Origin of the sequence: Methanobrevibacter sp. (assembly GCF_045114555.1) — an archaeon.
Classification (GTDB): Archaea; Methanobacteriota; Methanobacteria; order Methanobacteriales; family Methanobacteriaceae; genus Methanobrevibacter.
In genome coordinates, this window is record NZ_JBGUKT010000005.1 from 1 (window position 1) to 17,326 (window position 17,326).

A 17,326-nucleotide genomic window follows, 5' to 3' on the forward strand; every position below is an offset into this window, starting at 1 on the left:
GTAGCATAAACTTGTTTTACAGGTGCTTCAATCAAGAAGTTCATTACATCTAAATCGTGAATTGCAAGGTCAATAGCTACTCCCACATCCTTGATTCTTGGTGGGAAAGGGCCTACTCTTTTAGCTGAAATTGTTACCAAGTCACCGATAACCTCATTTTCAATAAGCTCTTTAGCTTTTTGCACTGCAGGATTGAATCTTTCAACATGGCCAGTTGCAAGCTTTACTCCTGCTTCTTTAGCAGCTTCAATCATTTCTTCAGCTTCTTCAGCAGTAAAAGCAATTGGCTTTTCAACCAAAACGTGTTTTCCATGTTTTATAGCTTCCATAACGACTTCGTGGTGGAAGGTTGTTGGTACACAAACGCTTACTGCTTCAATTTCAGGGTCTTTCAATAAGTCTTCGATTTCAGAGTAACCTTTTGTCTTATATTTCTTTACAACTTTATCTAAGGTTGGCTTTACTACATCAGCCACTGCCACGAGATTGGCATTTTCCAATTTCGAATATACACGTGCATGGTTATATCCCATTGCACCTACACCTATAACTCCAACATTTATAGTTCTCAAAGATATTCCTCCAATTATTCAACTATATTTTTGTGTCTTATAACTTATAAATATTATTAAAATTTTATATTTTTTTATATAATTTTTTCTTAATAATTATCATAATCACTATTAAATTGATTAATATCTAAAATAAAAAAGAATTAGTTGTTTATTTTCTTAAAATATTGTAAAAAATAGGATAAATTGATTTTTAAGAATTATTAATCATTTTTCAAATTTTGATAAATTTTTGATTTCATGAAAATTCAAGTTTTTTCATGAAATGCAATTATTTATTAAAAAAATATAAAATAATTAAATTTTTTAAAATCTAATTTAAAGCTTGTTGGCTATTTTAAAGGAATTCGAGCATATTTTTGCCTATTTTTCTACCCATTTCCTCAGCTTCTCTTATGCTTCCTCTAATTGTTTCCTGATATAGGATCTCACCATTCTTATCAAGCAAGATGGAATTAAGCTCTAGCTTGTTGTTTTTTATTCCAGCTATTGCTCCAATTGGCCATTGGCACCCTACACCTATCTCTTCAAGGATAGTCTTTTCAGCAAGCACTTCCTGGAATGAGAAATAATGGTTTAATTTGGCTATTGTCTCTTTAAATTCACTGTCTTTTCTAGTTATCACTGCTAAAGCGCCTTGGCCTGCTGCAGGCATAATATAATCTGTTGGGAACTTGGCTTTTATGTATTTTTGAAGGCCTAATCTATTTAATCCAGCTTCTGCCATGATTGTTGCATCAACTTCTCCATCCATGACCTTTTTGATTCTTGTTTCAACATTTCCTCTGATTGGCTTTAATTCAAAATCCTTGTCATGGAGCTTGCAGAATGCTTCTCTTCTTAAGCTGCTTGTTCCAAGTGTGGAACCTTCCTCAAGTTCGCTCCAGCTGTAGTTTGAGATGAGCACTTCGTTAGGACTTTCCCTTGGAGGAACTGCAACAATCTCAAGATCCTCGTTCAATTCGGTTGGCACATCCTTTAGGCTGTGTACTGCAAAATCAACCTCTTCATCAAGTAGTGCGTTGTCAAGTTCTCTTGTAAAAAGTCCTTTAGAATCCATATTATATAACTGGGAGTTTGTTATCTTGTCTCCTTTGGTCTTTATGATATTCTTTTCTACTTCTTCTCCAGTGATATTGTATAAACAGCTTCTGATGTAGTCTGTCTGTACAAGTGCAAGTTTACTTCCTCTAGTTCCAACAATCATTTGATTCGCCTTAGCTTTTTATATGAAATTTGTGAATTTAAAATTGGTTTAATATATTAAATTCATGATTAAATACTTGTTTTAATCTTTAACATATTAATTTTGTAAATTATTCTTAATAAAATTATTCAAATTTTTAATATTTTTTGAATTTTTAGTTTTCATCTAATTTTTATTTATTTTTTGTCAACGTTTTGAAACTTGTGAATAATTAGACCTATAGATAAATAGTATGTTTTTATTATTATCTATGGCTATGTTTTGAGCTTCCTGATAATCTTCAATAAATGTTATTTTAAATCTTTTTTCCTTATTTTCATCATTTAATAAGTTTATTTTATTCTCTAAGCTTTTCCCAAGTTCATCAGTTAAAATTAAATTAGTTTTTGGATTATTGATTAGGTATTCATGTAAAAATCTTGATAGCTTGTCTTCATCTATCTCTTCGCATGTTACACCATACTTTCCACCAATTATAATATAATAATCATCAATGTCTTTTATCATGTTTATTGAGCCTTCGATGGCTTTTGTGTTGATTCCTGGATTGATTTCTTCAATAATCCTTAATCCATTTTCTTCATCGATTTCTCTAACATTTGTTCGACCATCGATTCCTTTAAACTTTGATAAAGCATTTTGAATTGTTTCCTCTTTTATGTCTAATGCTAATGCGGTTGTTGCAGCTGCTAAAAGGTTTAGGATATGATGAGGTCCCGGTGCAAAGCAATCTATATTTAGTATACCATTTATTAGTTTTCCATCAATAGCTTTCAAGTCATGATAAATGATCTTTGCACATGTGTTATCGATATCATAGTCAATGGATTCGCAGTAGACATTTGCATTTCTGTCAGTTAAGGAAAAGCTATTGATTTTATCTTTGTATTCATCTTTTTCATGAGGATAGAATTCGTTCAATGTTTCATATTCAATCACTACTGACGGGGACTTGAAGACTTGCCTTTTAGCGCTCTTTGCATCAGATTGGCCTTTTGCAATGGAATAGTTTTCAACTAGATTAGTCAGGATTCCAATGTCAGCCAAACCGCAAATTCCTAATGAATTTTCAAAAATAGCCATTTCATAATTCAAATCAGCATATGGATTTTCATCAAATTCTTCCTGAATATCACTTTCCGCCATTCTTTCATCCAAATCAAGATTCTTATCACATATTGGGAATGTGCTGCATTTTGGATTTGCTATTTTTTTAGCTAGTTGGATGGTGTTTATGATATTTGCTGGAGTTATGCTTATATCCTTTTGTAAAACAATCTTTTGCTCATTATCATTATTTTTTCTAAATAAGTAAGCCCCTAAACTGGATAATAGTAATGTATCCTTATTATTTTCTAAAAATATTTCCTTTAAGAGGAATGCAACGCTTGTTTTTCCTTTAACTCCAGTTATTTCAATGGTTTTTATATCTTGATTCTTTGTTTCCTCTTTCCAAAGAGATAATACAAGTTCTGTAGCTTGATGATGGTTTATGATATCATATTGATTCAATATGCTATTTTTATCGGATTCAATTAGATTAGCTATTTCAATAAATAATTCTTCTATGTTTAATGATGAGTGAATCGGATTAATTATTAAGTCCTTTTCCGGTCTTTCTTCAATCCTTTTAATTGAATTTAATTTTAGCTGATTTTTGAATGAGTCCAAATCTTTAATAATATTAACATCGTAAGTGAGTAAGAGATTCTCCTCTTCACTTTTCAATGTATTGTATAAGTCATAAGCATATACCTTTTCATAATTTCCTGATTTGGCAAGTTCTGAGGATATCTTGACTCCTCCGTGTGTCAAATCAACTAAAAAAACATTCATTGTTTCAACTCTTGATTAAATAATTATTAGTAAAAAATTGCTATTGAATAATAAAAATAAAAAATAGTTTTGCTTTAAAAATAAATAAAATGGAAAGATTAGTGTTAGAGCATTTATAATACTCTGTTAATACTGTCTAATCCTCCTTCATTAAGTTTATCCTTAACTTTCTTATAGAAGTATTTCTTATTGATTCTCATGAAGTAAACGTCTTTTTCGGATTTTTTGATAACGAGTTCTTCCATATAGTTCACTTCTTTTTGGACTTGCCCATCCATTACGAAAATTGCTTTCTTACCTCTTTTAAGGAGCTTGATTCTGATTTCACTTGCATCAGATACAACAAATGGTCTTACTCCTAGTTTATATGGACAAATTGGCACTATAATGAATGCACCTACTTTAGGGTCTACAATTGGTCCTCCTGCAGACATTGAATACGCTGTTGAACCACTTGGTGTAGAGATGATCAATCCATCTGCCCTTAATTCCTCTACAACTTCTCCATCTACAGAGATTTCATAATGAAGCATTTTAGCAGGTCTTGCAGTCATGATTACAACTTCATTCAATGCACGGAAAGTTTGGTTTTCATGGGAAATGATAATTTGTGTTCTTTTCTCTTTAGACCATTCGCCATCTAGGATTGCATCGAGAGCTTCAAAAGTGTTTTCAACTTCAATTTCAGTCAAGAATCCAACAGTACCCATATTGATTCCAAAAATAGGAATTTCCTTAGTCAATTGGTTTTGGGTTCTAAGGAGAGTTCCATCTCCTCCAAGAATGATTGCCATATCTGTTCTAAGTTCATTCAACTCTTTTGCATAATCTCTGAAGTTGTAGTTGAAGTTCAAACTTTCAATATGCTTTGCAATCTCTGGGGTTTCATTCATTGTTCTTGCAATGATCTTATGGAGCTCTGGGTCTTCTTTGATTTCCTCAAGCTTTTCTGCAAGTGAGGATTCAATAACAGTTTCCATATTCTTTTGAATCAGTGTTTCAAAGATTTTAAGTGAGAACAATACTGATTTGTACTCGTCAACTCTACTTACGATTGCAACGCTTTGGATTTTATCCAACTCGTCATTGTTTATGATTTTGATTATTTGATTATGCAAGTCAGGATTTCCTGCACTTACAACAACTGCCTTTTCGTAGATGCTTAATCTGCTGTTTAGTTTTTCACCGTACTTATCGGTTACAATAGCTCCAGCTTCCTCTACGATAAGTTTTGAAGCAGCGATATCGATGATTCTACTTCCTCTTAAATCAAGGAATGCGTCGTATTTTCCGCTTGCAACATAAGCAAGTTCAAGCACTACTGAACCTAATACTCTCATCCTTCTTGCGGTATCCACTAATTTGGATACGGATAGGGTTTTACTTTTGGTAAATCCTCCAAGGCTTATTTTTGTCAAGTCAGTTTCACTGCTTGGAGTCATTGGCTCCCCATTTCTTTTTGCTCCGTTTCCTTTAATGGCTTCATAGAAGTTTCCATTAGCATAATTCTTTACGAATCCTAATTGAACATCATTTAAGGTTGCTTCTCTTCCTTCAGGCACATTAGCCACTGCAATGGACATACCATATGCTGGAATGTTCTTTATTGCATTGCTTGTTCCATCAAGAGGATCGATTAGGAATATGAATCTAGGTTTATCTTGGTCTTCCCTTTCCTTTTTGGTTTTAGGAACATTATTAAGCAATTCTTCACTAAGACTGATTGCTTCCTGTTTTCCTTTTCCTAGCTTAAGTTCACCTATTTCCTCACTAATCAGATAAGACTCAAAATCAGCATCCTTAAGAAGTTTGATTACTTCATCTTCTGCTATGATATCGATATAGGATGTAGGTGTGCCGTCTGCACCTATTTTAACAAATTCTCCTGCTTTTGGATTTCCAACTTGTCCTTCAAGGAGATTTTCCACTTTTTCAAAAACTGTGGTGGCAATGTTTCTGCAAATATCTATATCCTCTTGATTCATTCTATCCCCTCAATAATGTTCTTTTGATTAAAAATTTATAAATTATTCTAAAATATCTTCTCTAATGTAGATTACTGCAGCTATTGCAGATCCTATTTCTTTCACGGTATGATGCGCTTCCTCTACAATTAATTCCTTGATTCTTACATTACGCTTATCCATCATGTACTTTACCATTTCTATTGCTTCACTCTTTATGTCTTCTGGATTTTGATTTGTTCCGTTTGCCTCAACGACACATCCAAGTTCATCACCGATAGCCACTGCAACACATGCAATAAGCTCATCTCCTTCGTTATCTGAGGTTAAGCTTGATAAAACGCAGTTTACCATTGAACCTGCTTTCAATTTAGGCAATTTTTCCACTTTGGTATTAGCTTCAAGCATGCTTGAAACCTTTATTAAGTTCACATCACCTATTTCTGCTTCATATAAAGCATTATCAAAAGCATTCAATTCTGTTGGTCCTTCGCTTGCACCCGAAACAATAGCTATTCTCATTATACCACTTTATTTTAAAATTTCTGATAAATTATTCAGATTATTTTTTTTATTTTTATTTTATTTTTTTATTTTTTTATTTTTCAATCGTTTATTTATCTCATTTTGATTAAAAAAATTTTTTATCTTAAATAATATTTATCTTTTATAATATATTAATTTATTAAATATTATTTTGGATATTCCCTTTTGACATATTTTTCATACGAAAGTTTATATATAATTTTAAATTAATATATTATTAATCTATATTTTATTAGGTTAATCGTATTTAATTTCAAAAAATGAAATTAAATAAATAAATTTCAATTAAATTTATTTTTAATTATTATTGTGAGGTTATTTTAATGTCAACCAAAGTTGTAGAACTTAAAACCGTAAAAGTCGGAAAATATATTGTATTAGACGGAGAAGCTTCTAAAGTAACTAGCTTAACCACTTCATCCCCTGGTAAACATGGGGCTGCAAAAGCAAGATTAGAAGCTGTTGGTATTTTTGATGGTCAAAAAAGAAGTTTAGTAAAACCTGTAGACACTAAAGTAGAAGTACCTATTCTTGACAAAAGAATTGGTCAAATTTTAGCTGTTATGGGTGACCAAGTTCAAATCATGGACTTAGAATCATTCGAAACCTTTGAATTACCTATACCTGCTGAATTCGATGAAGAAATCAGAGGTGCTGTAGGTACTGACTTAGGTGTAGAATATATCATTGCTTTAGGCAATATGAAAATCATGAGAACTAAAAAAGTATAATTTTTTAGTTTTTTTACACTTTTTGCGGATTTTTTTAAAATCCGTTTTCAATCTTTTTTCAAATCAAATCAAATCTAAAATCAAATCAAACTTTTTTTATTTTTATTTATTCTATTTTTAATTAATTACTTGATTAACTGAGATATTCAAACATTCAATTAATCAATTAATTAATTATTTTTCAAGATAAATTCAAAAATAAGAATTATTAAAAATATTATTATATCAAGTGATAAAATGCTTTTCAATACTTATGAACCATGGAAATTTGCTTTTTCAGCAGAATCTATAGATTTATACAATTTAGATAATGGAGAGTCTAATGATTCTAACGAATCTAAAAGATGGGGAATTATTGGAGTTCCCTTTGACAGCACTTGTTCCTACCATCATGGTTCAAGGTATGGTCCAATAATCATTAGAGAAGCATCATTTGGCTTTGAACAGTATAACTCTACTTTTGAAAAGCTTTTAGATGGTGAATTCTATGACTGCGGTGACTTGAATGTTGTTCATGGAAACTGCAGAAAAACTTGTGATGGTCTTTATGACTCTGTAAAAGAGCTGATAAATTTCAATATCAAGCCTATTATAATTGGTGGTGAACATAGCGTGAGCATCGGATCCATCAAGGCATTAGCTGATTTGGAAGAGAATGGTGATTTATCAGTCGTTACAATCATCCATTTAGATGCTCATAGAGACATTATTGATACATATATCGGAGAAAAGGATTCACATGCAACAATTATGAGAAGAGTTCATGATTTAAATCCTAAGGAATTGATTCAAATAGGCATCAGGTCATTCTCCATTGAAGAGAAGGAATTTGTTGAAGGTCAAGAGAATATCACTAGCTTTTTAGCAAAAGACCTTTTTGATGATTTCGAACTTCTTTTGGAAAAATTGGAATCAATTGAGGGAAAAGTCTACATTTCCATTGATATGGATGTAATTGATCCAGCATTTGCACCGTCTGTAGGAAATCCAACTCCGAATGGATTGCATCCTGTTGATGTTGAAAACATTTTTGGAGTTTTGGCGAATAATGAAGCTATTGATGTAATTGGTTTTGACCTTGTAGAAGTTGCAAGCGATAAATTAGGTGATATCACTGCTGTTCTTGCAGCTAAAATGATTTATGACTTCTTGACATTATTTGCTTAAATTTTTTTTAATATTCAATACTTCATGACCCGATTTTTTCGTTAGTTATTTTTACTTTTTATTTAGCCATTATTATTTAACAAATAATATAAATATTACTTAAACACATATCTTAATTATAATTTATTATTTACTATAAAAGTAAAATAAAAATTATTAAAAATTAATATTATTTAAAATTAATATTATTACAAGTCATTTTTACAAAAATAAAAAAATTATTAATAATTTATTAATCATATTTACAAATTATAAAAAATTAAGGAGATTTTTGATGTATAAGAGAGAAATAGAATTGTCTGGTCATATCATCGATTCTTTAACTCTTCCTAAAACCATGGATATTATCATGGATAACGGTGGAGACTTTGATATACTAGAGTTTGATATAGGAAAGCGCAAATCTGATACTAGTAAAGCTAAAATAATGGTTTCAGCAGAATCTCCCGATATTTTAAATTCTATTCTTGATGAACTTAACTTTATTGGGGTTTCAATATCTGAAATTGAAGAGGTAAATTTAGTGCCTTCTCCAAAAGATCAAGTTGCTCCAGAAGGTTTTTATTCAACAAGCCATCATGTTACTCATATTTACTACAAAGGTGAATGGATACTTGTAGAAGAAATTGAAATGGATTGTCTTATCGTTATTGATGAGAAGAACAAGACTGCTAGTTGCAAGCCAATTGCAGACATTAAAGAAGGAGACTTGATTGTTGTTGGAAGGGAAGGAGTAAAAATCACACCACCTCAAAGGTCAAGAGGAAAGCAAGGAGTATTTGAATTCATGAACAGTGAAGTTTCTTCTGAAAAGCCAATGATGAGCATCATCAATGATGTTGCAACTGAAATCAAGAATGTCAAAGCAAATGGTGGAAAAATAGCTCTTGTCGGAGGGCCAGCTATTGTTCACACAGGTTCTGCAGGAATTGTTGCACAGCTTATTAAGGAAGGATTCATTGATGTTATCTTTGCAGGAAATGCATTGGCTACTCACGATATTGAATGTGATCAATTCGGAACTTCCCTTGGTGTAAATGTAAAAACCGGTGAAGTTGTAGCTCATGGTCACACTCACCATATGAGAGCAATCAACAGAATCAATAATTCCGGTTCAATCAAGGAAGCTGTTGAAGATGGAACTTTAAAAAGTGGAATCATGTATGAATGTATTAAAAACGATGTTCCATTTGTATTGGCAGGTTCCATTCGTGATGACGGACCTCTTCCTGATGTGATTACAGATACTGTTGAATCACAAAAATTAATGCGTAAATATGCTCAGGAAGTTGACATGGTCATTATGATTTCAACTATGTTGCACTCCATTGCAACTGGTAATCTATTGCCTTCAAGAGTTAAAAGTATTTGTGTAGATATTAACCCATCTACAGTTACTAAACTTGCAGATAGAGGCAGTGCACAAGTTGTAGGTATTGTTACTGATGTAGGTGCATTCTTGCCAGTTTTATACAATGCATTGCATGAATAATTTATTTTATTCTTTTATTCTTTTTTTTAAATTTTTTTAATTTCTTTAATCTTTTTTAGTATTTTTTAAATATTTATTTTTTTTAGAACAATTTTATTAATCTTTTCAATGGTGTCAATATGGATGAAAGAATTATAGATGTGGATGGGAATGAAATTATTATCTCTGTAGATGGTATTGATGATATGGAACTTTCAGGATTGGAAATTGCAGATATGATCATTGAAGAGGCAGAAGAGCTTGAAGGCGACCTTATAATCACTGCAAAATATCTTAATGTTGAATTTGGAGAAGTTTACCCTGCGGAGATTGTAATTGAAGATGGCCTGTTTAAAGAGGTCATTCCAATCATCACTGATGACGATAACGAACTTGATTTGGATTATGATGGCATTTTAATACCAGGGTTTATTGATTCACACATTCACATTGAAAGTTCAAAATTATCCCCTTCCAATTTTGCTAAAGCTGTATTGCCTTATGGGACCACTTCTGTAGTGGCGGATTCTCATGAGATTGCAAATGTTCTAGGAATTGATGGAATTAATTGGATGGTGGAGAATGGAAAGTATGCGCCATTTGATTTTTATTATGCTGTCCCATCATGCGTTCCGCATTCTAGCTTTGAAAATTCAGGAGCGCTCATTACAAGTTCTGACATAGAAGAATTGCTGAAACGTGATGAAATGGTCGCTCTTGGTGAAATGAATTTTCCAGTAGTTTTATCCGGAGATGAAGAAGTTTTAAGGAAAATCGAAGTGGCTCATAAATTAGGGAAACCTATTGATGGCCATGCCCCTTTATTATCAGGTGAAGACTTGAAAAAATACATCTCATATGGAATTACATCTGACCATGAATGCACTAGCTTTAGCGAAGCTATTGAAAAGTCTCGTCTTGGAATGACAATCATGGTTCGTGAAGGATCATCTTCTAAGGACATGGATGCTCTTTTAAATTATGATGATAGGTTGAATTACCTAATTGAAGAGGAAATGGCTGGAAGAGCTGTTGTGGAAACTATTGATGATGCTATGGCTGTTTCACCATTTGAGATTTTAGTATGTGATGACATTGATGCAGAAGACCTGTCTAAAGGACATTTGGATAATGTGATTAAAAAAGCCATTTCATTGAAGATCAATCCTAAGGAAGCCATTAAAATGACTACATTTAATCCTGCTGAGCACTATGGCTTGAATTGTGGTGCGATTGAGGCAGGCAGAATTGCAAATTTCTCATTGGTTGATGACTTAAGAAACTTGAATGTAAGCAAAGTTTGGGTTCATGGGGAGCTTGTAGTTGATGATGGTGAAGTTCTCTTTGAAACAGAAGCTATAGAATCTAAACCTAGCATTGTGTTGGATGAAGTAAAAGCTGAAGATTTTGATGCTAAAATGGAGATGAGTTGGACCAATTCATTGATGGATGAGACAACTAATGTCTTTGCAATCAAGGCTTTTGACAAGAGTTTAATCACAGAAAAATCTGAAGAAACATTGATTGTTAGAGATGGTGTCATCCAACCGGATTTGAAAAAGGATGTTGTTAAGATTGCTGTAGTAAACAGATACGGTGGAAACGATATAATGAATGGTTTCATTAAAGGGTTCAATCTTAAAAAAGGAGCTTTTGGAGCTTCAGTGGCACATGATTCCCATAATATTTTAGTCATAGGAACAAATAGTGAGGACATGGCTAAAGTGGTTAACATTATTAGAGAGCATCAAGGTGGATTAGCAGTTTATTCATCAGAAGAAGATCTTTGTGAAGTTTTAGAGCTTCCAATAGCAGGTTTAATGTCCAATAGGGATATTGATTATGTGGCAGATAAAAATAGAAAACTGATGGAAGCAGCAAATAAATTAGGATGTAATCTAACATCTCCATTTACTACTTTATCATTTATGGCATTGATTTCAATTCCTCATTTTAAAATAATTAATCAAGGTCTATTTGATGTAGATAATATTGAATTTGTAGATTTGATTAATAATCTCTGATTAATTTATAAATTATTTTTTCTACTTTAATTTTCATTCTTCATTCTTCTCTTTCCATTTTTCTCTTTCTTCTTTCATTTCTATATGCTTCCAATTTTAGATTTAGTTCCTGTTCTATGCCAGTTAGCGCCCATACTATTATAGAAACAATTAACCCTATTTTTAGTAGAATCACTTAAGGTATAATTTAGCTTAATAACCAAACTATCATCCCAAACACCAAATTTGCTTTTCATATAACTTACTGAAATCCATTTAGTTGGAATGCCCCCATAACTGCCATAAGAATTACTTACTAAAACTTTTTTCTTGTCTGGACTAATATCCAAAATACTTATATAATGATGTTGTGCATGGAATATTAAGGCACAACCTCCTTTTTTAAGTTCACTTAATCCAATATCAAAAGAGTCTTTATAGAAATATATGCAAGTAAAATTGTTTTGTTTTAATGCTTTTTCTAGATTATGCACTGTTGTCCCACTTCTATTGGTTTTAGCAAGTTTAGCAAATTGTTTCTCACAAATGTAATTTCTTAAAACTTGACTGCAAACACTTGCTGAACTTGGACCACAAGTATAACCAGTATTTTGAACATCCCTAACTTCAGGATATTTGTATGATTTGCCTTTTAAAGATACTTTCACACTTCCAGGCCAGTAATTGATTTTGTTGGCTTTAACTATTTTTTTGTTAATCTCCCTTTCAATCACATTCCATTTTTCACGTTTTACAACATGATTTAACTTTGGATGTTCTTTTGTTTTGAAAAATACATATCTGCTTAATTTATTATTTAAGAATAAACAATAGCTATCCCTTATGATTACCTCTTTATATTGAGATTTTTTTAATGTATATGTTGCACTATCATCACCCATTACATAATTTCCAAGCATATAATCTAAATTTGGAGCACCATTTGCTAGAGGGATACTATTTTTTAATGGGTCTTTCGCATATTCCTCAATACATTTTATTCTCTTATTAACAGAATATTTTCCATACTTCACTACAACAGTGTAATTTCCAGATTTCAAATTAGGTTTTAAAACAATTATTCCTTCTGAATTGGTTCTTTTTGAGAATATTTTTTTCCCAATTTTTATACTCATTTTTTTATAAGAAATAGCTTTTTTATTTTTATCCTTTAGATAAATTCTTAAGTATCCATTTGTTAATAAAATTCTATTTCCTATACTAAATTTAAGAGATTTTGTAACGTGGAATTTAAATTTTTTATAACTTTTATAAAAATATTTGTCTCCTTTAAATTGTACACGGATTAAATATTTTTGTCCGGCGGGTAAATTTATTTTAAGGCTCACATAACCCTTTTTATTGGTTGTTTTTTTATAAGTTTTTTTCCTAAATTTAATTATCACTTTTCTATTAGGGATTCCTTTCCAATCTTTTCCAATTAAATAAATGTATAAACGTTTATGGTGAACAACATAATTAGCGTATGTTTTGATGTTTGTTCCTAATTTTTTAATATTTATACTAAATTTCTTAGAAATGGGATTGTAATCTTCGTCCCCACTAAAATCAATATTTATGTAATAAGTTTTAGGAATTAAAAATAGGTTTATAGATGCCATACCCTGTTCATTAGTATAAGCTATAACTTTTTTGTTATTAATTAGTAAGTTTATCTTTTTATTTTTTAGGCAAGTATTGTCTGAGTTCTTTAGATAAACATGTAATGTGTCTCTAGACTTTAGGTAAGAAGATTTAATGGAAATTATTGGGGTGGTTTTTATTATAATTGAGGGTTCATCTTCTTCAGTTAAAGATTCATCATCTGAAAATGAATCTTCATTTGTTTCAGGGTTGGCATTTGTGTTGTCATCGTTCTGATTTAAATCATCGCTTTCTGTATTAATTGGGATGTTAATATCTTGGACATTAAAATCCTTTTCCTCATTTTCTAAATTATTATTCTCATTTTCTATACTTTCAATATTTAAATCCTCATAATTATCAATTAAAATATTGCTTTCTGAATCAATATCGCTTGCATTAGAGTAAGATATGCTTAAAACACATATGATCAATAGAAAAATAAAAAATTTTTTAAAACCAATTTTCATTAAAACCCTTCTTCTTTAATAAGTTATATTATACTATTATTTTAGATTGTATATAAGAATTTCTGAAAAGTCATATTTTTTAGAAATTTTAATTGATTTAAGTAAATATTATTCTAAGAGGGGGTTTAAGTGTAAAAGATGCAAAAATTGCTATTGTAAAAGGGGGATTGAATTTTCTAAATTTCAAATCCTTGTTTTATTAAATTTTCCTTTAAAATTTGAATGGATTCTTTTTCCTCTTCATTTCCCACTCTTTTAATGATTCTTTCAGATTCCAAAAATCTTTCAATGAAATATTCTTGGGTATCCTCATCAACGATGTTTATTCTTGAATAATTTACCAATGCTTCAATTAATGCATGAATTGCTCTATTAATTGGTTTAACACATTTGTTTTTAATATTAATCTCAATCACTTCTGATTTAATGTAATTGACATCACTTGATTTAATATCATCTTCTCTTAAAGCTTCTTTCAAGCTTTTCACTTTGCATATGAAATAAGCATCAGCATCAGTCAAATATGCTAATTCATCATTGTTTTCAGTTTTATTAGAGATTCTGGTCAGATATTCGTCAGGAATTGTATTTGTTGTTGCAAGAGTAAACATTAAAGGATCAGTTGTGACATTTACGATGAATTCTTCTTTTTCTTTTATATTTTTAATGGTGGTTCCGCCTTCAAATATTCTTAAAAAAACCTCATTGTCTTCCAAGACTCTTAGTCCAAATGGTGCGGCATTGGATTTTCCCTTATTGTCTATTGTAGTGATAATGACTTCATATTGCTGGTCTTTATACATACCTATTTTTGTTAAATCAATTTCCATTTTTTGCCTCTAATTAATAGTTTTTAAATTCTATTAGTATTTATTAATAATTAATTATATAAACTTTTTATAGTATAAATGATAAAAGTATAAATAATATATTATAATAGCTAAAAATTAAAAATAATGGCTTTAATAACTTAATTTCAATAAAAAATTTTTTAAGATTGTTATTTTAATTTATAAGGTGGTTTTATGAAATATCAGATGTATCATGAAATGATGGAACAACCAGAAGCTTTAAGAAGAACATTTGCTTCTGAATTGGATAATATGGCTAATATTTCTAAATTAGCACAGTCTGTTGATACTATTTATTTAATTGGTTGTGGAAGTTCCATTTCCACTTGTTATTCTATTAGGGATGCATTAGCATCTGTGTCTGATTTAAGAATAGAAGTTTTTACTGGCTATGAATTCTTATACAATAAAAAATTAAATGAAAATGAAAATTCATTGTTTATTGCAACTTCTCAATCTGGTGAAACTGCAGATACTTTAGCTGCTTTAAGAAGAGCTAATGAATTTAATATTGATACTGTTTCCATTTCAAATGAACCTGAAAGTTCCATGATTAAGGAAGCGAAATATCCTGTTAAAACCTTAGGAAATACTGAAACAGCTATTCTTGGTACTAAAACTTATATCACTCAATTAGCTTGTCTTTATCAAATTTTATTTGCCGCTTCTGGTTATGAAAAGGCGGATGAAATTTTAGAACAGTTATCTGTTATGCCTGATTTAATTGAAGAACTTCTAAAAACTACTGAAGAAGACAATAAAAAATTGGCAGAAGAATTAAAAGATGAAGAAGGATTCTACTGTTTAGGTAGCGGTGTTAACTTTGGTCTTGCATATAAATTGGCTATGACCATGTTGATGGAAGGTGCTATCAAGCATGCTTGTCCACTTTATTCATCTGAATATAGGCATGGTTTAATAGAAAGAGCAGAAAAAGATGTTCCTCTAATTTTCTTAGACGCTGATTTGGAAAGTGATGAGTTGACTAAGATAGCTATTAGAAATTCCAGGGATGAATTATCCGCAAATGTCATAATATATAATCTTAAGGATTATGCAGATATTAATCCATTGCTTGCACCATTTGTACTTGTAATACCTTTAGAATGGTTTGTTTACTATTTAGCACACTTCAATGGTGAAGATCCAGGCAGTACAAGACATATTGGTAAAGTAAGATACGAATAGTTTGTTTGATTTTTTAAATGAAAAAATTCATTTATCCTTTTTCATTTTTATTTTTTATTTTTAATTTTTTTTATTATTTTGATTTTTATAAGATTTTTATAAGATTTTTATAATTGATTCAGATATTTTTTATTAATTTTTTTAAACAGATTATAACGTGATTTTATGGATTTTTATATAGTAAATGGTGGCCCAAGAAAGAAATTTAACACTGCCCAATTATTGGAAAAAGCAAGTCAAGGCATTGTCGATGAATTGAAGAGGAATAATGATGATGAAGAAATTAATATTCATAATGTTCATCTTTATGACTTGGATTTCAAAGGATGCAAATCCTGTTTCCATTGTAAAAAAATCGGTGGAAAATATTATGCGCAATGTCCTATCAAAGATGATTTAAGGGATTTGCTTCCTAAAATGAAAGAGTCTGATGGAATCATATTTGGAAGCCCTATTTACTTTGGTGATATAACTGGAGAACTTAGATCATTTTTTGAAAGGTTTTTATTTTCTTCATTTGTTTATGGGGGAGAATCTAATGCTCCTAAAAGAATGCCTATTGGAATGATTTATACCATGAATGTCACTGAAGAGATATGCACTTCCCTTTATAGCAGCATATTTGAAATTTTAGAAGGTAATCTTGAAAATGTTTATTCTAAACCACATTCATTAAAGGTTTATGACACTTATCAATTTACAGATTATTCCAAGTATGAAAATTATGCATTTGATCCTGAATTAAAAGCTAAAAGGAAAGAAGAGCACTTTCCAATTGACTTAAAAGACGCTTATGATTTAGGTGTAAAAATAGCTCAAGATAGTTTGAAAATTTAATTTAAATTCAATTTTCAATTTCTTCTTTTTTTCTTTTTTTTAATTTTTTTAGTGTATTTAATTAAAATAAATATTTTGTAAAAGGGGTCATGTTTTTAAAATTGACAGATTAAATTTGAAAAAATTAGATAAATTAGTTAAAATTAGATAAATTAGTTAAAATTAGTAAAAAAGATAAAAAAATAGTAAAAAAATAAAATAAAATTTTATTTAAAAGTGTTTAAAAGAAAAGTTAATATACTTATTCTTTGTCGATAGCTAATGCAATATCATCTGCTTTTACAGTTTGTCTTTTTGCAATTTTAGCGTATTCAATTGCTTTTTTAGCTACTGCTGCTGCGTCAGCTTCTAAGTATTCTACTAATGCAACTACAGCTGCATCACTTACTCTTTCAGCACCAGCATCTTTAATAATCCTATTTACAGGAGCTTTAGGAATTGCCATAATTTTCACCTCCGTTATAATAGTATAGTAATATTATATCATTACTTAGTATTAAACCTTTTCCTTTTTTTACTTAAATTTTCTTAAATTCGTATATCTATATTGTCAATACTTATTTTTCAAATATATTTGAATTTTAAATTTATTTTATAAAAATAGTTAATATTTTATAATATTTTAAAATTTTAGAAATTTATATAATATTTAGTGTTGAAAAATCGAATAAAAAAATGGAGGAAATTAAAAAAATATTTTTGCAAGAAGATCTTGCAAAAATTAAAAAAGTTAGGTGTTTAATATGTGTTTTATGTTAATTTAAAAAATTAAAAAGATAAAAATTAATTTTATTTAAAAATTAATTTAATCTTTTTAAGGTTGAGATAATTGTTCGAAA

14 protein-coding genes are annotated in these 17,326 nt (G+C 30.1%); 6 read left to right on the forward strand and 8 right to left on the reverse strand.

Annotation, left to right across the window (positions count from 1 at the left end):
* The 5 genes from ACJMLB_RS00735 to ACJMLB_RS00755 all read right to left on the reverse strand — a co-directional run.
* Positions 1-572, reverse strand: a 572-nt coding sequence (locus tag ACJMLB_RS00735; RefSeq protein ID WP_405322867.1) for a Gfo/Idh/MocA family protein, incomplete at its 3' end; no start/stop codon positions are given.
* A gap of 337 nt (positions 573-909) precedes the next feature.
* The gene (gene hemC / locus ACJMLB_RS00740; RefSeq protein ID WP_405322869.1) at positions 910-1,779 is read right to left on the reverse strand and encodes a hydroxymethylbilane synthase; all 870 of its coding nucleotides are present in this window, start codon (positions 1,777-1,779) and stop codon (positions 910-912) included.
* A gap of 186 nt (positions 1,780-1,965) precedes the next feature.
* Entirely contained in the window at positions 1,966-3,615 is a 1,650-nt protein-coding gene (cfbE, locus tag ACJMLB_RS00745; RefSeq protein WP_405322871.1) for a coenzyme F430 synthase, read from the reverse strand.
* Positions 3,616-3,728: 113 nt separating this feature from the next.
* A complete protein-coding gene (locus ACJMLB_RS00750) occupies positions 3,729-5,600 on the reverse strand; it encodes a bifunctional NADP phosphatase/NAD kinase (protein ID WP_405322873.1) in 1,872 nt (623 codons plus the stop codon).
* Positions 5,601-5,642: 42 nt separating this feature from the next.
* Complete coding sequence (locus tag ACJMLB_RS00755) at positions 5,643-6,101, reverse strand: pyruvoyl-dependent arginine decarboxylase (RefSeq protein WP_405322875.1); 459 nt, start codon at positions 6,099-6,101, stop codon at positions 5,643-5,645.
* Between the two features lie 347 nt (positions 6,102-6,448).
* On the opposite strand from ACJMLB_RS00755, the gene ACJMLB_RS00760 reads away from it, so the two are divergent.
* From ACJMLB_RS00760 to ade, 4 genes are all read left to right on the forward strand, one after another.
* On the forward strand, positions 6,449-6,856 hold the full coding sequence (locus tag ACJMLB_RS00760; protein WP_295608705.1) for a translation initiation factor IF-5A: 408 nt from the start codon (positions 6,449-6,451) through the stop codon (positions 6,854-6,856).
* Between the two features lie 237 nt (positions 6,857-7,093).
* Complete coding sequence (speB, locus tag ACJMLB_RS00765) at positions 7,094-8,023, forward strand: agmatinase (RefSeq protein ID WP_405322877.1); 930 nt, start codon at positions 7,094-7,096, stop codon at positions 8,021-8,023.
* Between the two features lie 274 nt (positions 8,024-8,297).
* Positions 8,298-9,515, forward strand: coding sequence for a TIGR00300 family protein (locus ACJMLB_RS00770; RefSeq protein WP_405322879.1), 1,218 nt, complete (start codon positions 8,298-8,300; stop codon positions 9,513-9,515).
* A gap of 119 nt (positions 9,516-9,634) precedes the next feature.
* Entirely contained in the window at positions 9,635-11,518 is a 1,884-nt protein-coding gene (gene ade / locus ACJMLB_RS00775; RefSeq protein ID WP_405322881.1) for an adenine deaminase, read from the forward strand.
* Positions 11,519-11,598: 80 nt separating this feature from the next.
* Here ade and ACJMLB_RS00780 read toward each other — a convergent pair whose 3' ends face one another.
* Positions 11,599-13,611, reverse strand: coding sequence for a cysteine peptidase family C39 domain-containing protein (locus tag ACJMLB_RS00780; protein WP_405322883.1), 2,013 nt, complete (start codon positions 13,609-13,611; stop codon positions 11,599-11,601).
* A 176-nt stretch (positions 13,612-13,787) separates the two neighbouring features.
* Complete coding sequence (locus ACJMLB_RS00785) at positions 13,788-14,441, reverse strand: DUF447 domain-containing protein (RefSeq protein ID WP_405322884.1); 654 nt, start codon at positions 14,439-14,441, stop codon at positions 13,788-13,790.
* A gap of 195 nt (positions 14,442-14,636) precedes the next feature.
* Here ACJMLB_RS00785 and ACJMLB_RS00790 point away from each other — a divergent pair, with 195 nt between their 5' ends.
* Together ACJMLB_RS00790 and ACJMLB_RS00795 are read left to right on the forward strand one after the other, a co-directional pair.
* The gene (locus ACJMLB_RS00790; protein ID WP_405322886.1) at positions 14,637-15,650 is read left to right on the forward strand and encodes an SIS domain-containing protein; all 1,014 of its coding nucleotides are present in this window, start codon (positions 14,637-14,639) and stop codon (positions 15,648-15,650) included.
* 165 nt (positions 15,651-15,815) lie between these two features.
* Positions 15,816-16,487, forward strand: a complete 672-nt coding sequence (locus ACJMLB_RS00795) for a flavodoxin family protein (RefSeq protein ID WP_405322888.1) — start codon at positions 15,816-15,818, stop codon at positions 16,485-16,487.
* Between the two features lie 241 nt (positions 16,488-16,728).
* Here ACJMLB_RS00795 and ACJMLB_RS00800 read toward each other — a convergent pair whose 3' ends face one another.
* Complete coding sequence (locus ACJMLB_RS00800) at positions 16,729-16,935, reverse strand: histone family protein (protein ID WP_295606323.1); 207 nt, start codon at positions 16,933-16,935, stop codon at positions 16,729-16,731.
* Positions 16,936-17,326 lie beyond the last annotated feature (391 nt).

Coding starts and splice junctions, on each gene's coding strand:
- hemC (WP_405322869.1), bottom strand. CDS start 1,779: ATGATTGTTGGAACTAGAGGAAGTAAACTTGCACTTGTACAGACAGAC.
- cfbE (WP_405322871.1), bottom strand. CDS start 3,615: ATGAATGTTTTTTTAGTTGATTTGACACACGGAGGAGTCAAGATATCC.
- ACJMLB_RS00750 (WP_405322873.1), bottom strand. CDS start 5,600: ATGAATCAAGAGGATATAGATATTTGCAGAAACATTGCCACCACAGTT.
- ACJMLB_RS00755 (WP_405322875.1), bottom strand. CDS start 6,101: ATGAGAATAGCTATTGTTTCGGGTGCAAGCGAAGGACCAACAGAATTG.
- ACJMLB_RS00760 (WP_295608705.1), top strand. CDS start 6,449: ATGTCAACCAAAGTTGTAGAACTTAAAACCGTAAAAGTCGGAAAATAT.
- speB (WP_405322877.1), top strand. CDS start 7,094: ATGCTTTTCAATACTTATGAACCATGGAAATTTGCTTTTTCAGCAGAA.
- ACJMLB_RS00770 (WP_405322879.1), top strand. CDS start 8,298: ATGTATAAGAGAGAAATAGAATTGTCTGGTCATATCATCGATTCTTTA.
- ade (WP_405322881.1), top strand. CDS start 9,635: ATGGATGAAAGAATTATAGATGTGGATGGGAATGAAATTATTATCTCT.
- ACJMLB_RS00780 (WP_405322883.1), bottom strand. CDS start 13,611: ATGAAAATTGGTTTTAAAAAATTTTTTATTTTTCTATTGATCATATGT.
- ACJMLB_RS00785 (WP_405322884.1), bottom strand. CDS start 14,441: ATGGAAATTGATTTAACAAAAATAGGTATGTATAAAGACCAGCAATAT.
- ACJMLB_RS00790 (WP_405322886.1), top strand. CDS start 14,637: ATGAAATATCAGATGTATCATGAAATGATGGAACAACCAGAAGCTTTA.
- ACJMLB_RS00795 (WP_405322888.1), top strand. CDS start 15,816: ATGGATTTTTATATAGTAAATGGTGGCCCAAGAAAGAAATTTAACACT.